This is a genomic window from Paraburkholderia sp., from assembly GCF_026225065.1.
In the GTDB taxonomy this organism is placed as follows: Bacteria; Pseudomonadota; Gammaproteobacteria; order Burkholderiales; family Burkholderiaceae; genus Paraburkholderia.
Window position 1 is genome coordinate 1 of record NZ_JAMFSB010000411.1, and the last position, 13,832, is coordinate 13,832.

General features: G+C 61.0%; 13 protein-coding genes and 1 pseudogene. 3 read left to right on the top strand and 11 right to left on the bottom strand.

Annotated features, from left to right (window positions below):
• Both M0954_RS28325 and M0954_RS28330 read right to left on the bottom strand, forming a co-directional pair.
• A pseudogene (locus M0954_RS28325) lies at positions 1-108 on the bottom strand (DNA-binding response regulator); the annotation flags it as partial.
• Positions 109-426: 318 nt separating this feature from the next.
• Positions 427-1,689, bottom strand: coding sequence for a hypothetical protein (locus M0954_RS28330; RefSeq protein WP_297356803.1), 1,263 nt, complete (start codon positions 1,687-1,689; stop codon positions 427-429).
• A 304-nt stretch (positions 1,690-1,993) separates the two neighbouring features.
• On the opposite strand from M0954_RS28330, the gene M0954_RS28335 reads away from it, so the two are divergent.
• Entirely contained in the window at positions 1,994-2,491 is a 498-nt protein-coding gene (locus M0954_RS28335) for a DUF2165 family protein (RefSeq protein ID WP_297356805.1), read from the top strand.
• Positions 2,492-2,522: 31 nt separating this feature from the next.
• Here M0954_RS28335 and M0954_RS28340 read toward each other — a convergent pair whose 3' ends face one another.
• A complete protein-coding gene (locus M0954_RS28340; RefSeq protein ID WP_297356807.1) occupies positions 2,523-4,043 on the bottom strand; it encodes a DUF4387 family protein in 1,521 nt (506 codons plus the stop codon).
• 140 nt (positions 4,044-4,183) lie between these two features.
• Positions 4,184-5,104: a LysR substrate-binding domain-containing protein gene (locus M0954_RS28345; protein ID WP_122155819.1), complete on the bottom strand. Its 921-nt coding sequence runs from the start codon at positions 5,102-5,104 to the stop codon at positions 4,184-4,186.
• Positions 5,105-5,401: 297 nt separating this feature from the next.
• On the opposite strand from M0954_RS28345, the gene M0954_RS28350 reads away from it, so the two are divergent.
• Positions 5,402-6,376, top strand: coding sequence for a dienelactone hydrolase (locus tag M0954_RS28350; RefSeq protein WP_297356808.1), 975 nt, complete (start codon positions 5,402-5,404; stop codon positions 6,374-6,376).
• A 98-nt stretch (positions 6,377-6,474) separates the two neighbouring features.
• Positions 6,475-7,026, top strand: a complete 552-nt coding sequence (locus M0954_RS28355) for a hypothetical protein (protein WP_297356810.1) — start codon at positions 6,475-6,477, stop codon at positions 7,024-7,026.
• Between the two features lie 18 nt (positions 7,027-7,044).
• Here M0954_RS28355 and M0954_RS28360 read toward each other — a convergent pair whose 3' ends face one another.
• The 7 genes from M0954_RS28360 to M0954_RS28390 all read right to left on the bottom strand — a co-directional run bounded on the left by M0954_RS28360 (position 7,045) and on the right by M0954_RS28390 (position 13,831).
• A complete protein-coding gene (locus tag M0954_RS28360; RefSeq protein WP_122155817.1) occupies positions 7,045-7,473 on the bottom strand; it encodes a nuclear transport factor 2 family protein in 429 nt (142 codons plus the stop codon).
• A 141-nt stretch (positions 7,474-7,614) separates the two neighbouring features.
• On the bottom strand, positions 7,615-9,633 hold the full coding sequence (ptsP, locus tag M0954_RS28365) for a phosphoenolpyruvate--protein phosphotransferase (RefSeq protein WP_297356811.1): 2,019 nt from the start codon (positions 9,631-9,633) through the stop codon (positions 7,615-7,617).
• An 87-nt stretch (positions 9,634-9,720) separates the two neighbouring features.
• Complete coding sequence (locus M0954_RS28370; protein WP_208297260.1) at positions 9,721-10,098, bottom strand: PTS glucitol/sorbitol transporter subunit IIA; 378 nt, start codon at positions 10,096-10,098, stop codon at positions 9,721-9,723.
• Positions 10,099-10,117: 19 nt separating this feature from the next.
• Positions 10,118-11,146, bottom strand: coding sequence for a PTS glucitol/sorbitol transporter subunit IIB (locus M0954_RS28375; protein ID WP_122155814.1), 1,029 nt, complete (start codon positions 11,144-11,146; stop codon positions 10,118-10,120).
• 48 nt (positions 11,147-11,194) lie between these two features.
• On the bottom strand, positions 11,195-11,749 hold the full coding sequence (locus tag M0954_RS28380) for a PTS glucitol/sorbitol transporter subunit IIC (protein ID WP_220795546.1): 555 nt from the start codon (positions 11,747-11,749) through the stop codon (positions 11,195-11,197).
• A gap of 111 nt (positions 11,750-11,860) precedes the next feature.
• The gene (locus tag M0954_RS28385; protein WP_122155813.1) at positions 11,861-12,256 is read right to left on the bottom strand and encodes a transcriptional regulator GutM; all 396 of its coding nucleotides are present in this window, start codon (positions 12,254-12,256) and stop codon (positions 11,861-11,863) included.
• 162 nt (positions 12,257-12,418) lie between these two features.
• A complete protein-coding gene (locus M0954_RS28390; protein ID WP_297356812.1) occupies positions 12,419-13,831 on the bottom strand; it encodes an acetoin dehydrogenase dihydrolipoyllysine-residue acetyltransferase subunit in 1,413 nt (470 codons plus the stop codon).
• Between the last annotated feature and the right edge of the window lies 1 nt (position 13,832).

Below are 13,832 nucleotides of genomic sequence, written 5' to 3' on the forward strand. Positions count from 1 at the left end.
ACCCGCCTTGCCGTCGCGAACCCAGTCGACACTGCAATCCGCATCCTTCAATGCGCGAAGCAGGCTTTCGCCAATCTGCACATCCTCTTCAACCAGTAAAACTCGCATGATGTCCCACCGTTCTGGATAGCGTTCGCTCTACGTCGGCCGCACGCTATTGAAACTGGAAATCCCCCTGTTGATTCGGATAACGTATTGTGTTGGGCTTAAATCACCTGGAATTCACATTTGTGAAGAGTCTTGCGCATCCCCGCGCATGGTTTTGCCCTGGATCGAATCACGACAAGTGGTCGTCTTGATACTACGGGGCGCAGTGTGCAGGATTTTCTGGAATAGCGAAAATACCGACTGCCGATGCCAATATAAGCAGCGCATATAGCTCGCACCGCCCATGGTGATTTCCAGCCCGCCAGGCGCGGGCTGCCGTTACTGGCAAGCGGAATCCAGTCTCTTCACGACACTTTCCGAGATCGCCCGCATGACCGCGGGGTCGATGAACTCTTCCGCGTACACGGTGTTTGCGACCAGCAATCCGTCGAAAATCGCGACCGAAACGTTGGGGAAATTCTTCAAGCCACACGCATAATCAAAGCCGGTCACTTTCAGCCGCTGTGTCGGCCAACGAAATTTGATCGCCTGCATGTCGGAGACATTGAGCGCAACAGGTGGTTGTTGCATTCCGCCAAACAATCTCGGGTAATTCAGGTAAGTATGAAACACTGAACCGTTAGTCACGCCCTCGTGGATATCGTGAAAAACGAGTTTCGCGATGTCGAAGAGGGGACGATCCAGATCGGGGATCCGCGTGATGTGTCCTGTAATGGCCGTAAACACGAGTTCATGCGAAACGTGCGGTTCAAGCCTGCGGCGCATATCGACGCTCGATCGCATCAGAATCTGCCGCGGCTGCTCTGTCGCCACGTCGCCAATCGCGAGCGCAAACGCGGCGAGCAGAAGCGAGTGCACTGAGGAACCGTGCGCATGGGCTGCGGCGTGGATTCGCTGCATGGCGTCTGCCTGGATCATCGTCCGCTCGAGGCGTCGCCTCGGAGGCCCACCATCTTGCCGCGCCCGCGGCGGGATTTGCGCAAATGCCCCCGAATACGAAATGGGGACGCCTAGGTGGTCTGCTGGAAGCGCGGCCAGGCTTTGACTCACCGCCGCATCGAGCGGGCTCGGAACGGACTGTGTCTCCAACGCCGGGGCTATGCCGCGCACGATGCAATCGCAGATGTAAGCAAGACAGGCATGCAGTTCGACGAGCGACGTCGCGTCTGTCACTGCGTGCGTGCTTAGCATGAAGACGTCGAGCGTATCGTCACCGGCAATGACGTGGAGACTGTAGATTTTTTTCCGCGTATCCAGCTCGGCATTCAGCAACTTCGCATATAAGCCATCGGCGGAACACCGATCGGCAGACAACCAGGATTCAACCGCCTGCCAGTTGTCCGTCCGCTCCACGTATTGCCCATCCTCAACGACCGCACGGAGAATGCTGTAGCGAGCCTCCAGACACGCCACGGCGGTGTCAAATTGCTCCCTGTTGATCGCGCCTGCGATACTGCTCCGGCTCACCACATTCGTGTGCGTCTGCATGTAGATCATCTCTGTCGGCGAGGCGCGGCGATATATTCTTCTCGCGGTCCGTGGCCGGCTTTGGGAGGTAAGTTCGCAGTGAAGGCTCTGCATGGTGGGCTCCTGACAAAAAAATCAAATGAAAATGGGGCGGCCGGTCCACGATGGCGGCAATCTCTGGCCACTTCTTCGGGTTCCGGGCCAAGCCGTCGCTTGACGGTCTGATCACGCAGACAATTTAGGCCGCGAATATGAGGTGGGAATTAGAACGACTGGGACGAAGCGCAGATAATTCGCCGCTAATTGTCGATGTGAAAAATCCGGCATGCCGCCGCCTCGCTGGCTGCAGGTCCCTGAACCTTCATCAGCCGGTTTAATCTATGGCTCAACAGGACATTTTTGCCAAAACGAGGTCATCGTGACTATCCGTGTTTCCAAACTGCTGCTCGTAATGTCGATGGCGCTGCTCGCGTCGCTTGTGAGCTTCGGCAACCTCACCGACTACGGCAGCAACCTCGCGTTCGTGCAGCACGTCTTCCGCATGGATACGATCTTTCCGGGCAGCGCGATCGGTTATCGCGCGATAACGTCGCCTGTCATCCAGAACGCAGGTTATGTATCAATCATTGCGCTTGAGACCGTGGTCGCCGTCTGCTGCTGGATCGGCGCCTTCAATATGTGGCGCGCGCGCCGCGCGGACCGTGGCGCATTCAACCGCTCGAAACGGCGGGCGATTGCCGGACTCACGCTCGGGTTCCTCACGTGGCAGGTCGCCTTCATGTCGATCGGCGGCGAATGGTTCGGAATGTGGATGTCCTCTACGTGGAATGGCGAGGAAAGCGCGTTCCGGTTCTTCGCGACATTTTCCCTCGTGCTGATCTTCTTGAGTCTGCGCAATGACGATATCGCTGAATAGGGTTGCACTGGTGCGCAACAACCTACTAGCTTTATGCGAACATCGGAATGACCAGCCGCTCCAGCATGGACTGCTGTCGAGCGCCAAATACATCGCGTTCACCGGGCGCGAGCGACGCCGATACGATCGGCTTCTCCAAGGTGATCTTGATCGCGTTGCAGTTGTCGACGAAATAAGTGCCCAACACTGAGGTCAGCTCGAAGCCCAGTTCGTCCGCCACATTGCGCGCGCAGAAGAAGTTCGAGCGCAGTGCCGCCTCATACGCGTCCTTCGATACGAACAGCACGTCGAATGTTATCCAGTTGATGCCTGCGTTTGCGCTTCGGATCACACGGGCGATGTCGAGCAAAGGCCGGCTTCCCGATGGCGTCGCTTGTGGCGGCACGTCCTCGATCGCGCAGAGCGTTCTGTCGTCGAGATTCTGCGTGCCTGCCGGTTCGCCCACGTCGAAATACTCTGCTTTCGCCTCCCCTGTCCTGCTCCATTCGCGGCCATTTGCGCTGTAGTAGTGAACAGGAAACATCCGGTTGTGAATGACGTCTTCGTTTTGAAGGAGGTGATAGAGCGTCCATTCATACGTATCGGGCGTATCGAGGTCGAACAGCGCCCCCTTGGACAAACCCACGCGACGCACGCCCTCAAGCTTGATGCTCAACGGCCACGGCTTGCCGGTGCGATAAAAGCGGCTCTTGCGAATGCCCGCGCTGCGCGTACCGACGGCGAAGAACTCCGTCTTGGCCATCGCGAGCACGCCTTCAGGAAAGAACTGCAACTGCGGGTGAGCTTGCCCATGAAGCGAATGCGCAGCGAGGGAATACGGCGTACACGAACGGTTCTCGTCGGGTGCGATAAAAACCGCACTGCCGTCGTCGTAAATCTCCGCCACGAGACAGTCCGATGGCGAGCCGGGATCGCAAGCGAGCGCACCGGACTCGAGCACATGCCCGACGTGATAGGCAAGCCCCGGCGCGATGCCGCAGCGGAGCATGTCGGCTGCGAAGAGCGTCGCGCCACACGAACGGCCCGCGAAGACATACTTCGCGCCGCCATGCAGCGCTGCAAGCAGCGGATGGATGCCCATCTGCCCGACGATCGTGCTTTCGCGCAGCGACGCTTCATCGAGCGCGGGTCCCGCGCCGAGCGGGTGCAATGCTCCGGCGCGCGCTTCATCGATCACGATAGCCGGATCCAGTTCAGACCGGATGACGGCCACTTTCGCATCGCGCACGTCGAGTTCTTCGAATACCTCTCTGGCGACCTCGAGCATCCAGTCGAGATTCCGATTACCGCCCGCCATCCCGCAGTTACCGAGAATCACCGGGGCCGCGACAAGTTCTACGGCCTCGACCATCTTGCGAAAGTCTTTCTTGAGCGCATCACGCTCGAAGTATTGGGCGCCGCTGCCAGGGCAATACGGACCCGCACTCATCGAACCTGCGTTGGCGATCACAGCGTCGATACGGCCAGCCAGCGCCTTTTGCAGCGATTCCTGCGGGAATCCGGCACCCAATGCGGCGCTCGTGGCGACCACCCGATAGATTAATTTCGCCACGCCACCAACCCTCACGCCATGCATCGGACGACCTCATGTCGTCTCCAGGATGCCAAGGCCCAAGTCTGAGCGCTTTTTCAGGATGGGGAAAATACTGTCTTGCGATGCGGGTATAAGCGGCCGCGATAGCTCGCCATGGGTCATTCCCCGACTGGTTCGACGCCGGGCACCGGGTGCTCGGACAGGTGCTGTTTCACAAAGCCCGCAATGAAATCCCGCACGGCTTCCCCCGCGGCAGAGAGCGGCGTCTCCGCAGAAGAGACGATGCTGGCCGTCAACGAAACTGCGGGTTCGATGGCTTGCGCGAAAATATTACCGGGCAGTTCGTCCGTGCCGCCAAGCGGCAAGATGGTATCGCCGACACCGGCTTGTACGGCCGCGAGCATGTCGGCACTCACGTCGGCTTCAGCCGCGACATGCGGCTCGATCCCCGCCTCTGCGAACAGCCGGTCGAGTACAAGTCGCACGATATTCGGCTGATGCGGCAGCACGAGCGGGAGGCCCGCGAGTTCCTGAAATGTGATCGATCCAGGTCTGACCGATCCGTTTGTACGTCGCAGGAGAAAGAGCCGTCGATCGAATAGCGGCACACGGACACAACCCGCATACGGCTCACCTTCGAAGAGCACAGCAAGGTCGATGGCGTGTTCGCGAATGCTCGTGGCCAATTGAATGCTGCCAGCGGACGAAAGCTTCAGCCGCACTTTTGGCAACGCAGTGCAGCATGCCGCCATGATCGGCCCGGCGAGTTGCGCCGCAAGGGGGAAAGCCATGCCGATGGAAACGCAACCCTCCACCTCTTCGCCTTGTCCACGTACGACCTCAGGCAAGCGCTCGACGCGTCGCAGAATCGCACTCGCCTCCACGTAAAGCCGCTCGCCCGCAGCCGTGGCGTTCACGCCGCGAGCGCTGCGTTGCAGTAGCGATACGCCGAGCTGATCTTCGAGGTCGGCGATCTGCTGACTCAGGGCAGGCTGGGCCACATGGGCAACCTGTGCCGCGCGCGAGAAACTGCCGGCATCGACGATTGTCACGAAATAACGCAACTGCCGGAGTTTCATATAGCAGCACCTCGTCAGAGTGGCCACCATGAAGGCATACGCGCCTGGCGCGTGGTTGTTCCGTATGGCCTGGAACCGCGCCGGCTCGGGTCAGAGGGTTTGCTCGTCGGCTATGAGTAGCAGATTCTGAAAAGCGAACGATCGGCGCTCAACGAGTCTACAGCGTTGCCGGTCGACGTACAATCCGCGCTGTTGGCGCTTCCCTGAATGCCGACGTTCGCTGGCGCTTTAACCGGCGGCGGTCTTTTGCATGTCAGAGTGACGTCGACGCAAACACTGGAGAGCGCCGTGAGATTAATGGCCATGATCACCACTCTTTTTGCGCTGGCTGCTGCGCCTGCCTTCGCCGCCGATGTCGGTTTCGAGGAGGTCAAGATAGCGAGCGGCGCAGAGCCGCCGCTAACGGCCGGGATCTGGTATCCGACCGACACCCCGGCGACACCGCACGCCTTGGGCAACGTCACCCAGACTGTGGCGCCGGACGCTCCGATCGCGGGTCATCGCCTGCCGCTGGTGGTGATGTCGCACGGCGGAGGCGGATGGTACGACGGCCACTACGATACGGCTCTTGCTCTCGCTCACGCCGGCTTCGTGGTGGCCTCGGTCAGTCACACCGGCGACACGTTCGATGACCAGAGCCGGGTCTTGCAATTGTGGCGCCGTCCCGCCCAGCTTCACCTGCTGGTTGACTACATGCTTGACGAGTGGCGTGGGCATGGACGGCTGAATGCGGCCCGTGTCGGCGCGTTCGGCTTTTCCAACGGCGGCTTCACCGTGCTCGTAGCCGCAGGCGGGACCCCGGACCTCGCCCAGATCGCCCCGTATTGCGACGCCCACCCCGATCATGACCTCTGCGCGACTCTGAAACAGGCCGGCGTCGATCCCCGTCTCAGCGACGATGTTCCCGCCGGCGCCTGGGTTCACGATCCACGTATCAGGGCCGCAGTCATCGCTGCGCCCGCGTTCGGTTTTGCCTTCGGCAGCGCTGGGTTAAGCAGCGTGCACATCCCCGTGCAGCTCTGGCGAGCCGCTGACGATCGTCATCAACCGCATCCCTACTACGAGGAAGCCGTCCGCGCCGACCTGCCCCGCCCGCCGGAATATCACGTGGTCGCCAACGCAGGCCATTACGACTTTCTGCCACCGTGCGATGCGCGTCTGTCGCGGAAGAAGCCGGAAATCTGCGACAGCCAGCCGGGCTTCGACCGCGCGGCGTTCCATGACCAATTCAACGCCAGCGTGGTGCAGTTTTTCCAGGCAACGCTGCGATAGTCAATTTCCCGTCTTTAGTGCACTCGTGGTGGGTCGATCCGCGAACTGTCGAGGCTTGCGCTTGTCGGAATTGCATAGACTCGTTACAGGATAAATGGATGGCGCTCTCTGTAAGCCAAAAGAAAGTCCGTGCCACGGTGGCCCAGCTCGCCGCCGCAGTGCTATTCAGCGCGAGCGGCGCGTGTTTTGGCCAGGCTTCCGGTACTGCGAATACTGCAGATACTCCGGATACCGCGCCCGCAAGTGTCGAAGTTGCCCCTCCGATTGCCGCCTCCGAAGTTCCCGCCGAGCCGGGATGTTCCTCGGTAGTACTCAGTTGCAATACGCCGTCGCGGCCCATTGCTCCTGAACATCAGTTGCTCGATCCGGCCACGGCGCGCGATCAGGCGCAGCGCGCGCAAGCGCAGGCAGATCAAACCGCAGCCGAGCAGGCTTTGCAGCGACGCATCGAGTTCGAGCGTGAGCATCCGAACACGATCTTTGTGTACGGGGACAAGCCAACTCCACAAGAAAGCGTATCCGATGTCTTCAACCGGACGCTTGGCGTACCCACTACGACCCTGACCACCTCGACCTTTGACTCGAGGGGACGCCGGACCGAATGCGTGACTGCCTGCCGTGGGCCGCTTTGCTGTGTCACGACGCCCTAGGGCCTCGAACACGCTTTGTCAACGCTTGAAAATAGCCTTCGTCGTATCGAAGTCGATCGGAGAGGAGGTATGTTCGTGGATAATTTTCCACGCGTCGTCCTTCCGCCTGAGCGTCACGGTCATCCGATTGTCCAGCGAGCGCAAATCCGCGCCGTCGGCATTGACCGCTTTGTATGTCACGAAGGCGTGGATAACGGCGAGGTCCTGGGCGACGGTCGTTTGTGCGTCGCTGAAATCAACGATAACGCGTTCCGTACCCAGCGAGTCGAACCAGGTCACCACCATTTCTCGCCAGGACGCGATGCCGGTGTAAGACCATGCGCCCCACATGTCGAAGACCGATACGTGCGGGTCATACAGCGCAACGAACGAGTCGACGTTCTTTGCGAATACCGCAGCTTTGTAGTCATCCAGAACCTGCAGGATCGGATTGTCGGCTTTGTCCACTGTGTTTTCTCCTGGGTCGGATTGCCATGGCGGCTGGAACCCGATTACAACAGCAAACCCTCGGCTGTTGACCGGTTGCGTTCAAAGCAACGACGTTTGAACCCCGGCAGGATCGACATCTACCAGAAAAAAACCCGTGAACTACAACTCGCTCACAATCTTCTTCGCCCTCAACACCGACGATGGACTCATACTGAGTTCGTTGACCCCCAGGCCGATGAGGACCGGGATCATCTCGGGCCGCGCCGCCGCCTCGCCGCACACGGCCACGCTGATGTTCGCCTTCTTCGCCGCCTCGCAGACCATGCCAATTGCGCGCAGTACCGCCGGATGATCGGTCCTGTATAGCGCCGCCAGATTCGGATTGACGCGATCGACGGCCATCACATACTGCGTCAGATCGTTCGTGCCGATCGAGAAGAAGTCCACTTCGGGCGCCAGCAGATCGGCCGTGAGCGCTGCGGCCGGCGTCTCGACCATGATGCCCAGTTTCGGCTGTGCGTAGGTCACGCCTTCCTGGGAAAGCTCTTGCGCACAGATTGCAAGCAGCGTCTTCACACGCCGAATTTCGTCGAGATCATCGATCATCGGCAACATCACGCGCACATTGCCCACCACCGCCGCACGCAGCAACGCGCGCAATTGCGGCTTGAACACGTCGGGACGATCGAGGCACATGCGCACGCCACGCCAGCCGAGGAACGGATTGTCCTCCTGCGGAAAGACGATGCCGGGCACCGGCTTGTCGCCGCCGACATCTAGCGTACGGATCACCACCGGACGCGGATAAAAAGCCTGCGCCAGCTGGCTGTAAACGCCGTACTGTTCATCCTCGTCGGGCAAGCTGCGGCGATCCATGAACAGCAGTTCTGTACGGAACAGGCCCACGCCCATCGCGCCGGCTTCGAGCGCCGCGTCGATCTCCGTCAGTGAACCGAGGTTCGCCGCGATCTCGATGTGCCGGCCGTCACGCGTCACCGGAGCCACATCGCGATACACGCTCAATGCGGCACGCCGGCTACGGTCCTGCGCGATACGCTCGGCAAAGTCCGCCCGTAACCCGGACGACGGATCGAACCATACATGCCCCTGCGCGCCGTCGAGCGCGACGGCTGTCGCTTCGCGCAAGCGCTCCTCCGGCACCGGCAAGCCCAGCACTGCCGGGATGCCATGCGCACGCGCCATGATGGCAAGGTGCGAAGTCGCGCTCCCCTTGATGCAGACCAGACCCTTGATGTTAGCGACACAAGCGCGCGCGAAATCGAGGGCGCTCAGATCGGAGGCCAGCACGATGCAGGGCTGCGTCAATGACGCAAGGCTAACGTCATCGCGACCGAGCAGTCGTAACGTCACCTGACGCGCGATGCCGCGGATATCGTCGGCGCGGCTTCTCACATATTCATCGTCCATCGCGAGAAAGGCGGCGGCGAGTTCTTCGCCCACCTGCAACGTCGCCGCGGCCGCATCCCAACCCGACGTGATGCGATCCTTGACTGCGCCGGAAAACTCATCGCTTTGAGCGACGTCCGTCAGTGCCTCGACGATGTCGCCGTGCTGCCCCATCGTTTCGAACTGCGTATCCAGTGCGGCGATCGCTTCGCGAAACGCCACACCGAAGCGGGCCAACTCCCCTTCCACTTCATCCGGCTCGATAAACTGCCGCGCAGCACGCAACGCTTCGGGCAAGTACACGAACGCCTCGCCGTATGCCAGGCCTTCGCTCGCCGCCACGCCACGCACTGATGGTTCGCTGGCGGCTGCTCCCTCCGCTACGAGCGACTGCTTCTGCTCCTGCTGCTGCGTCTGAGCGGCTTCCGCCAGACCCGCAGCCTTTATGAGCTCGGTTACCCCAGCCTGTTCCCCCGAACCGCCATTTCCGTCATGCCGCGCAAGCGCCACCCCTGCAGTAGGCTCCGAGAGAAACTGCAACAGCCGGCGCACCGCATCGCTTTCGTCCGAACCGTCCGCTCGCAGCAGAATCTGATCGTCCTGTTTGACGCCGAGCAGCATGAGTTTCACCGCGCTTTTTGCATCGGCGCACGTCGTGCCGCGAAAGACCTGCAGCGAACAGGAAAACTCTTTCGCAAGCTTGGCGAACTGCGTGGCGGGACGCGCATGCAGTCCTTCGTTTACCTTCACGACGATTGCGGTTTCTAGCATGACAGGACCTTCTCACGTAAAGCATTCAACCGACTACTGCTCTATTGCAACCTTGACCGCGCTATCAATGCATAACGGGCTGCTGCATCAAACATCGACGATCTCGATCACGGTGCCGCTGCGGATCCACGCAAGCAGCGCATCCGTATCGACCGGTTGCGCGCAGATTTCGCCGGGACGCTCAGCGGTGCTCGAACCGTTGAAATTGATCACCACGTGACCCATCTCGTTCACCTTGTTCCATGCCGTCGGCCCCACTGCGGTGACGAACGCGCTGACCTCGCCGATGCGCAACTGCGAACCCGCGCGCGGTGCCTCGGGATGCAGTTGCTCGGCCCGATGCAGCACCGACACTTCGGCGAGTTCAGGCGGCGCGCCATCCGCGTAGAGAATCAGCACGCCGCCTTCCAGCAGGTCCCTCACTTCGGGACCGACCTCCGAGATCACCGTCTTGTAGTAATGCATAGTCATTCCATCTCACCCGTTAAAGTGCAAAGCTTGCCGCCCACGCGATCAGAACCGAAATCGGCCCCATGATCTGCCGGCTGATCAGGACCGCCGGCACGCCAATGCGGATCGTCTCCGGCTTCGCTTCGCCAAGCGCCATGCCGACCGGCACGAAGTCGCAGCCGACCTGGGTGTCGTATGCGAACAGCGCCGGGAGCGCCATCTGCGGCGGAATCGTGCCGTTGCCGATGGCCGGCCCAATGATTGCCGCGCCGATCACCTGGGCGATTACCGCTCCGGGTCCAAGTATCGGGGAAAGGAACGGCAAGCCGCAGATCGCGGATAGCACGATCAGGCCGACGATGTTGCCGGCGAGCGGCGACAGCAGATGGGCCAGCCCCGTGCCGATCCCAGTCGAGTTGATGATACCGATCAGCATCGTCACGAAGGCCATGAACGGCAGCACGTTGCGGATCACCGTATCGATCGCCTTGCGACCGCTGTTGAACAGCACGTTGACGACACCGCCCATGCCGCGCCCGATCCGCGTGATGAAGCCGATCAGGCCACGCGAGCTTTCAGCTTCGCGCGTGGCAGCGCCGACGATGCCGGTAGGCTCGGCGAACGGCGAGGTGCTGCTGCTTGCGGTACGCGCGGCGCTTGCGCGGGCAGCGCCTGGCTCGTCGTCTTCGACCGCCGTCAGGTTCGCCGGAGTGACGCCGGATACATAGGTATCCTCGGTAATAAATTGAGCCAGCGGGCCCGATTGGCCGACGGACGTCAGATTGATGGTCGGAATCTTCTTGCGCGGATAGACTCCGCAGCGCGCCGTGCCGCCGCAGTCGATCACCACCGCGGCCATCTCCGACTCGGGCGGCGGGTTGCGGAAGCCGTCGACAAGCACGCCGCCCGTCATTTCGGCGAGAACCCTCGCCAGTTCAGGGATGCTACCGCCCGTCACGGCGACGATCTTGTTGCGCTCCGCCGTGGGATGAATCAGGAGCGGGCCACCCCAACCGTTGGGTCCACGCTCGACCTTCACCGTTCTGTATGCTCTCGTATCCATGTCAGGTCTCCTCAGTCTCGATGTTGGATTGCCGGCGACGGCAGTGCATCACAGTTCGATGTTTTCACGGTGAGCCAGAATCCGGGTCAACGCCTCAGTAAGGATGCCTTTCAGCAGATTCACAAAAAGACCGACGATCAGGTAGAACAACGCGAGCTTCGGAATGGAAAACGCCAATGCATGGCTTTCCGCCAGTTTGGTGAGACCAGCCGCCACGCCGAGCCAGACAAACAGTTCGCCAGGATTGCAGTGCGGAAAGAGGCCGGTAATCGGGTGGCACAGCGAAACAGCGGAATCGTAAAACGCGGGCTTGTGCTTCTCTTCGAGAAACACCCCAAACGTGTAGGCCATCGGATTGGTCAGGAAGAACATCGCGAGCAGCGGCAACAGCGTGTAGCGGGTGATGACATTCTTCGAGAAAAAGCGCGCGAGGCCTTGCACCCGCTGCTCGCCGATCAGCGCGATCAACGTGTACACCGCGGTCAACAGCACGATCAGCGTGGGCAGGATGCCCACCACGAAACCCACAAACGTTTTACCGCCGGCATTGAAGATGCCGATGAACCCTTCAGCGACATGCGTGAGCCAATCAAGCATGAACATGGCGAATCTCCCAGATAAACCGAAACGATCGCGAAAAGCTCCGCAGGACTTGATTCAGCGTCACCCGGCGGAACCGGAAACAACAGTTTGCTAAACTATCTAATCAGGGAATCAGGTAGGTGCTTGCGCGGCGCGTTGGGCGCGCTCGAGTGCATCGGTGGCAGCCTGCGCAATGCTGCGGCGCAACTTCGAGGTCTTCAGGCGCGCGTTGAACTCGCTCGTCGACAAGCCGGTAAAACCTTCGTGAGGACGGAAGCGCGTGAAGACCGTGAGACCGGACATGCTGAGAAACTGGCAAACGCGCAGATCGGGGGACAGCACGACGATAGCGACCGCGCCGCGTCCGAGTTTGACCTTGCAGGCGCCGACGCCCAGAAAGCCGCTCTGCCAGCGCTTTGTGGTATCGCGGATCGCGTCGCCATAGCGGCGCATCTGAAACCATGAACCGACCAGTTGCAACGCCCAGAACACCGCCAGGGCGAGTAAGGCACCGCGCACAAAGTCCATCGTCGTCTCCTATGTCCCATGCAACATAGTTATCTGTGAACATCTTGTACTTTGGATAATACAATTGTTCATCTAGAATATCATTGGGGAAAACGCCATCCACTCCCCACTCACTCTCTCATCACGCGCCTTGCCGAACTGTTGCACAAGCCGCATGGTGCGCTATCGTATCGCGACACGCGCGCTCGTGTTCACCGCCATTGCAGATGCCATGTTTTGCACGACCACCCGGGCCACCTCCGCCTCGGCTTCGACGTACGGCAAATGACCCACACCCGTGAACCGGTGCACCGCGATATGGCCGGGCAACCCGTCTGCATGCCTAACCGGCAGTATGCGGTCCTGCTGCCCCCAGAGCACGCGTACGGGCATCGTCAGATCGTTGAGCAGATGCCGTAGATCCAGCATCTGTGTGCCGTCGGGAAAGAACGTATCCGCCACCATCGCAAGCCGTTCGCGAACCTCGGGGCTCTCCAGTTGCTGCCACGCAGTGGCGACAAACCCTTCATCCAGCCGCGCCGGGTCCGCAAACAACTGCCTGAGCCATGGGACGAGACTCGAACGCCGCGTCGCGTCAGTAAGGCCACGCAGGAACGCACCGTTGCTCTCGGGTCCCAGACCCGCCGGAGCAAGCAGAGCCAGTGAGCGCACCTCAAGCCGCGACGCCTGCGCCGAGGTGGCCAGGGCCAAAGCGCCACCGCAAGAATGGCCGACCAGGTGACAACGCTCGATGCCAGCGTCGAGCAAAGTTTGCTCGAGCGCCGCGACCATGTCTTCCAGCGAGCCCGCAGCCTCTACCGGCGATTTGCCGTGCGCCGGCAAGTCCACGGCCAGCATGCCGGCCTCCGTCCCGCCGAGGCGCACCACCGCCTGCGAGAACGGTCGCCAGCTATTGGATTCCGCGGCGAAGCCGTGCAATAGCACCAGCGGATCGCCGCTTCCCTTGCGTAACGTGATGCTGTGCAGGCGCGTGTGCGGTGCGCTGCTAAGTACCTGCCCTGGCGTCTCCTCTAGCATGGCCGCACGCAGCACATCTTGCGCAGCGATACGTCCATGCGGCCCGGACCCGGCAATCTCCACGAGCCGCAGTTCGTGCTCGCGAGCGAGGCGCCGCGCAGCGGGGGTCGCCCGTAAAGGCTCTTGCCCTTCAGTAGACGCGAAGTCGTCGGCCGCGTGAGGATTCTGATCGGAGGGTGCTGCGTACTCATACGCCTCCGTAGCGTAGGTTTGCGGCGTCTTTGTCTGCGTCTGCCCCTGCGTTGCCTCTTCCGGGTGCATCGACGCGCCACCCGCCACCGCTGCGCCGCCGCGCTCGCGGTGGTCGACCAACGCCTCACCCGCCGCATAAATCCACGCGACCGCCTTGCCCACCGGCACCGACTCACCAACGGGCGCATTGATCTGACGGATGATGCCGCTGGCCGGCGCGTCGATTTCCATGGTCGCCTTGCTGGTCTCGATCTCGAAGATCAGCATTCCTTCGCGTACCTCGTCGCCTTCGTCGACATGCCAGGCGGCGATCATGCCCTCTGTCATGTCCATGTCGACGCGTGGCAAGATGACTTCGGTCGGCATC

What these genes read in the sequence shown, in the direction of transcription:
- M0954_RS28330 (WP_297356803.1), bottom strand. Translation starts at nt 1,689, where the DNA reads ATGCAGAGCCTTCACTGCGAACTTACCTCCCAAAGCCGGCCACGGACC.
- M0954_RS28345 (WP_122155819.1), bottom strand. Translation starts at nt 5,104, where the DNA reads ATGAAACTCCGGCAGTTGCGTTATTTCGTGACAATCGTCGATGCCGGC.
- M0954_RS28350 (WP_297356808.1), top strand. Translation starts at nt 5,402, where the DNA reads ATGGCCATGATCACCACTCTTTTTGCGCTGGCTGCTGCGCCTGCCTTC.
- M0954_RS28355 (WP_297356810.1), top strand. Translation starts at nt 6,475, where the DNA reads ATGGCGCTCTCTGTAAGCCAAAAGAAAGTCCGTGCCACGGTGGCCCAG.
- ptsP (WP_297356811.1), bottom strand. Translation starts at nt 9,633, where the DNA reads ATGCTAGAAACCGCAATCGTCGTGAAGGTAAACGAAGGACTGCATGCG.
- M0954_RS28370 (WP_208297260.1), bottom strand. Translation starts at nt 10,098, where the DNA reads ATGCATTACTACAAGACGGTGATCTCGGAGGTCGGTCCCGAAGTGAGG.
- M0954_RS28375 (WP_122155814.1), bottom strand. Translation starts at nt 11,146, where the DNA reads ATGGATACGAGAGCATACAGAACGGTGAAGGTCGAGCGTGGACCCAAC.
- M0954_RS28380 (WP_220795546.1), bottom strand. Translation starts at nt 11,749, where the DNA reads ATGTTCATGCTTGATTGGCTCACGCATGTCGCTGAAGGGTTCATCGGC.
- M0954_RS28385 (WP_122155813.1), bottom strand. Translation starts at nt 12,256, where the DNA reads ATGGACTTTGTGCGCGGTGCCTTACTCGCCCTGGCGGTGTTCTGGGCG.
- M0954_RS28390 (WP_297356812.1), bottom strand. Translation starts at nt 13,831, where the DNA reads ATGCCGACCGAAGTCATCTTGCCACGCGTCGACATGGACATGACAGAG.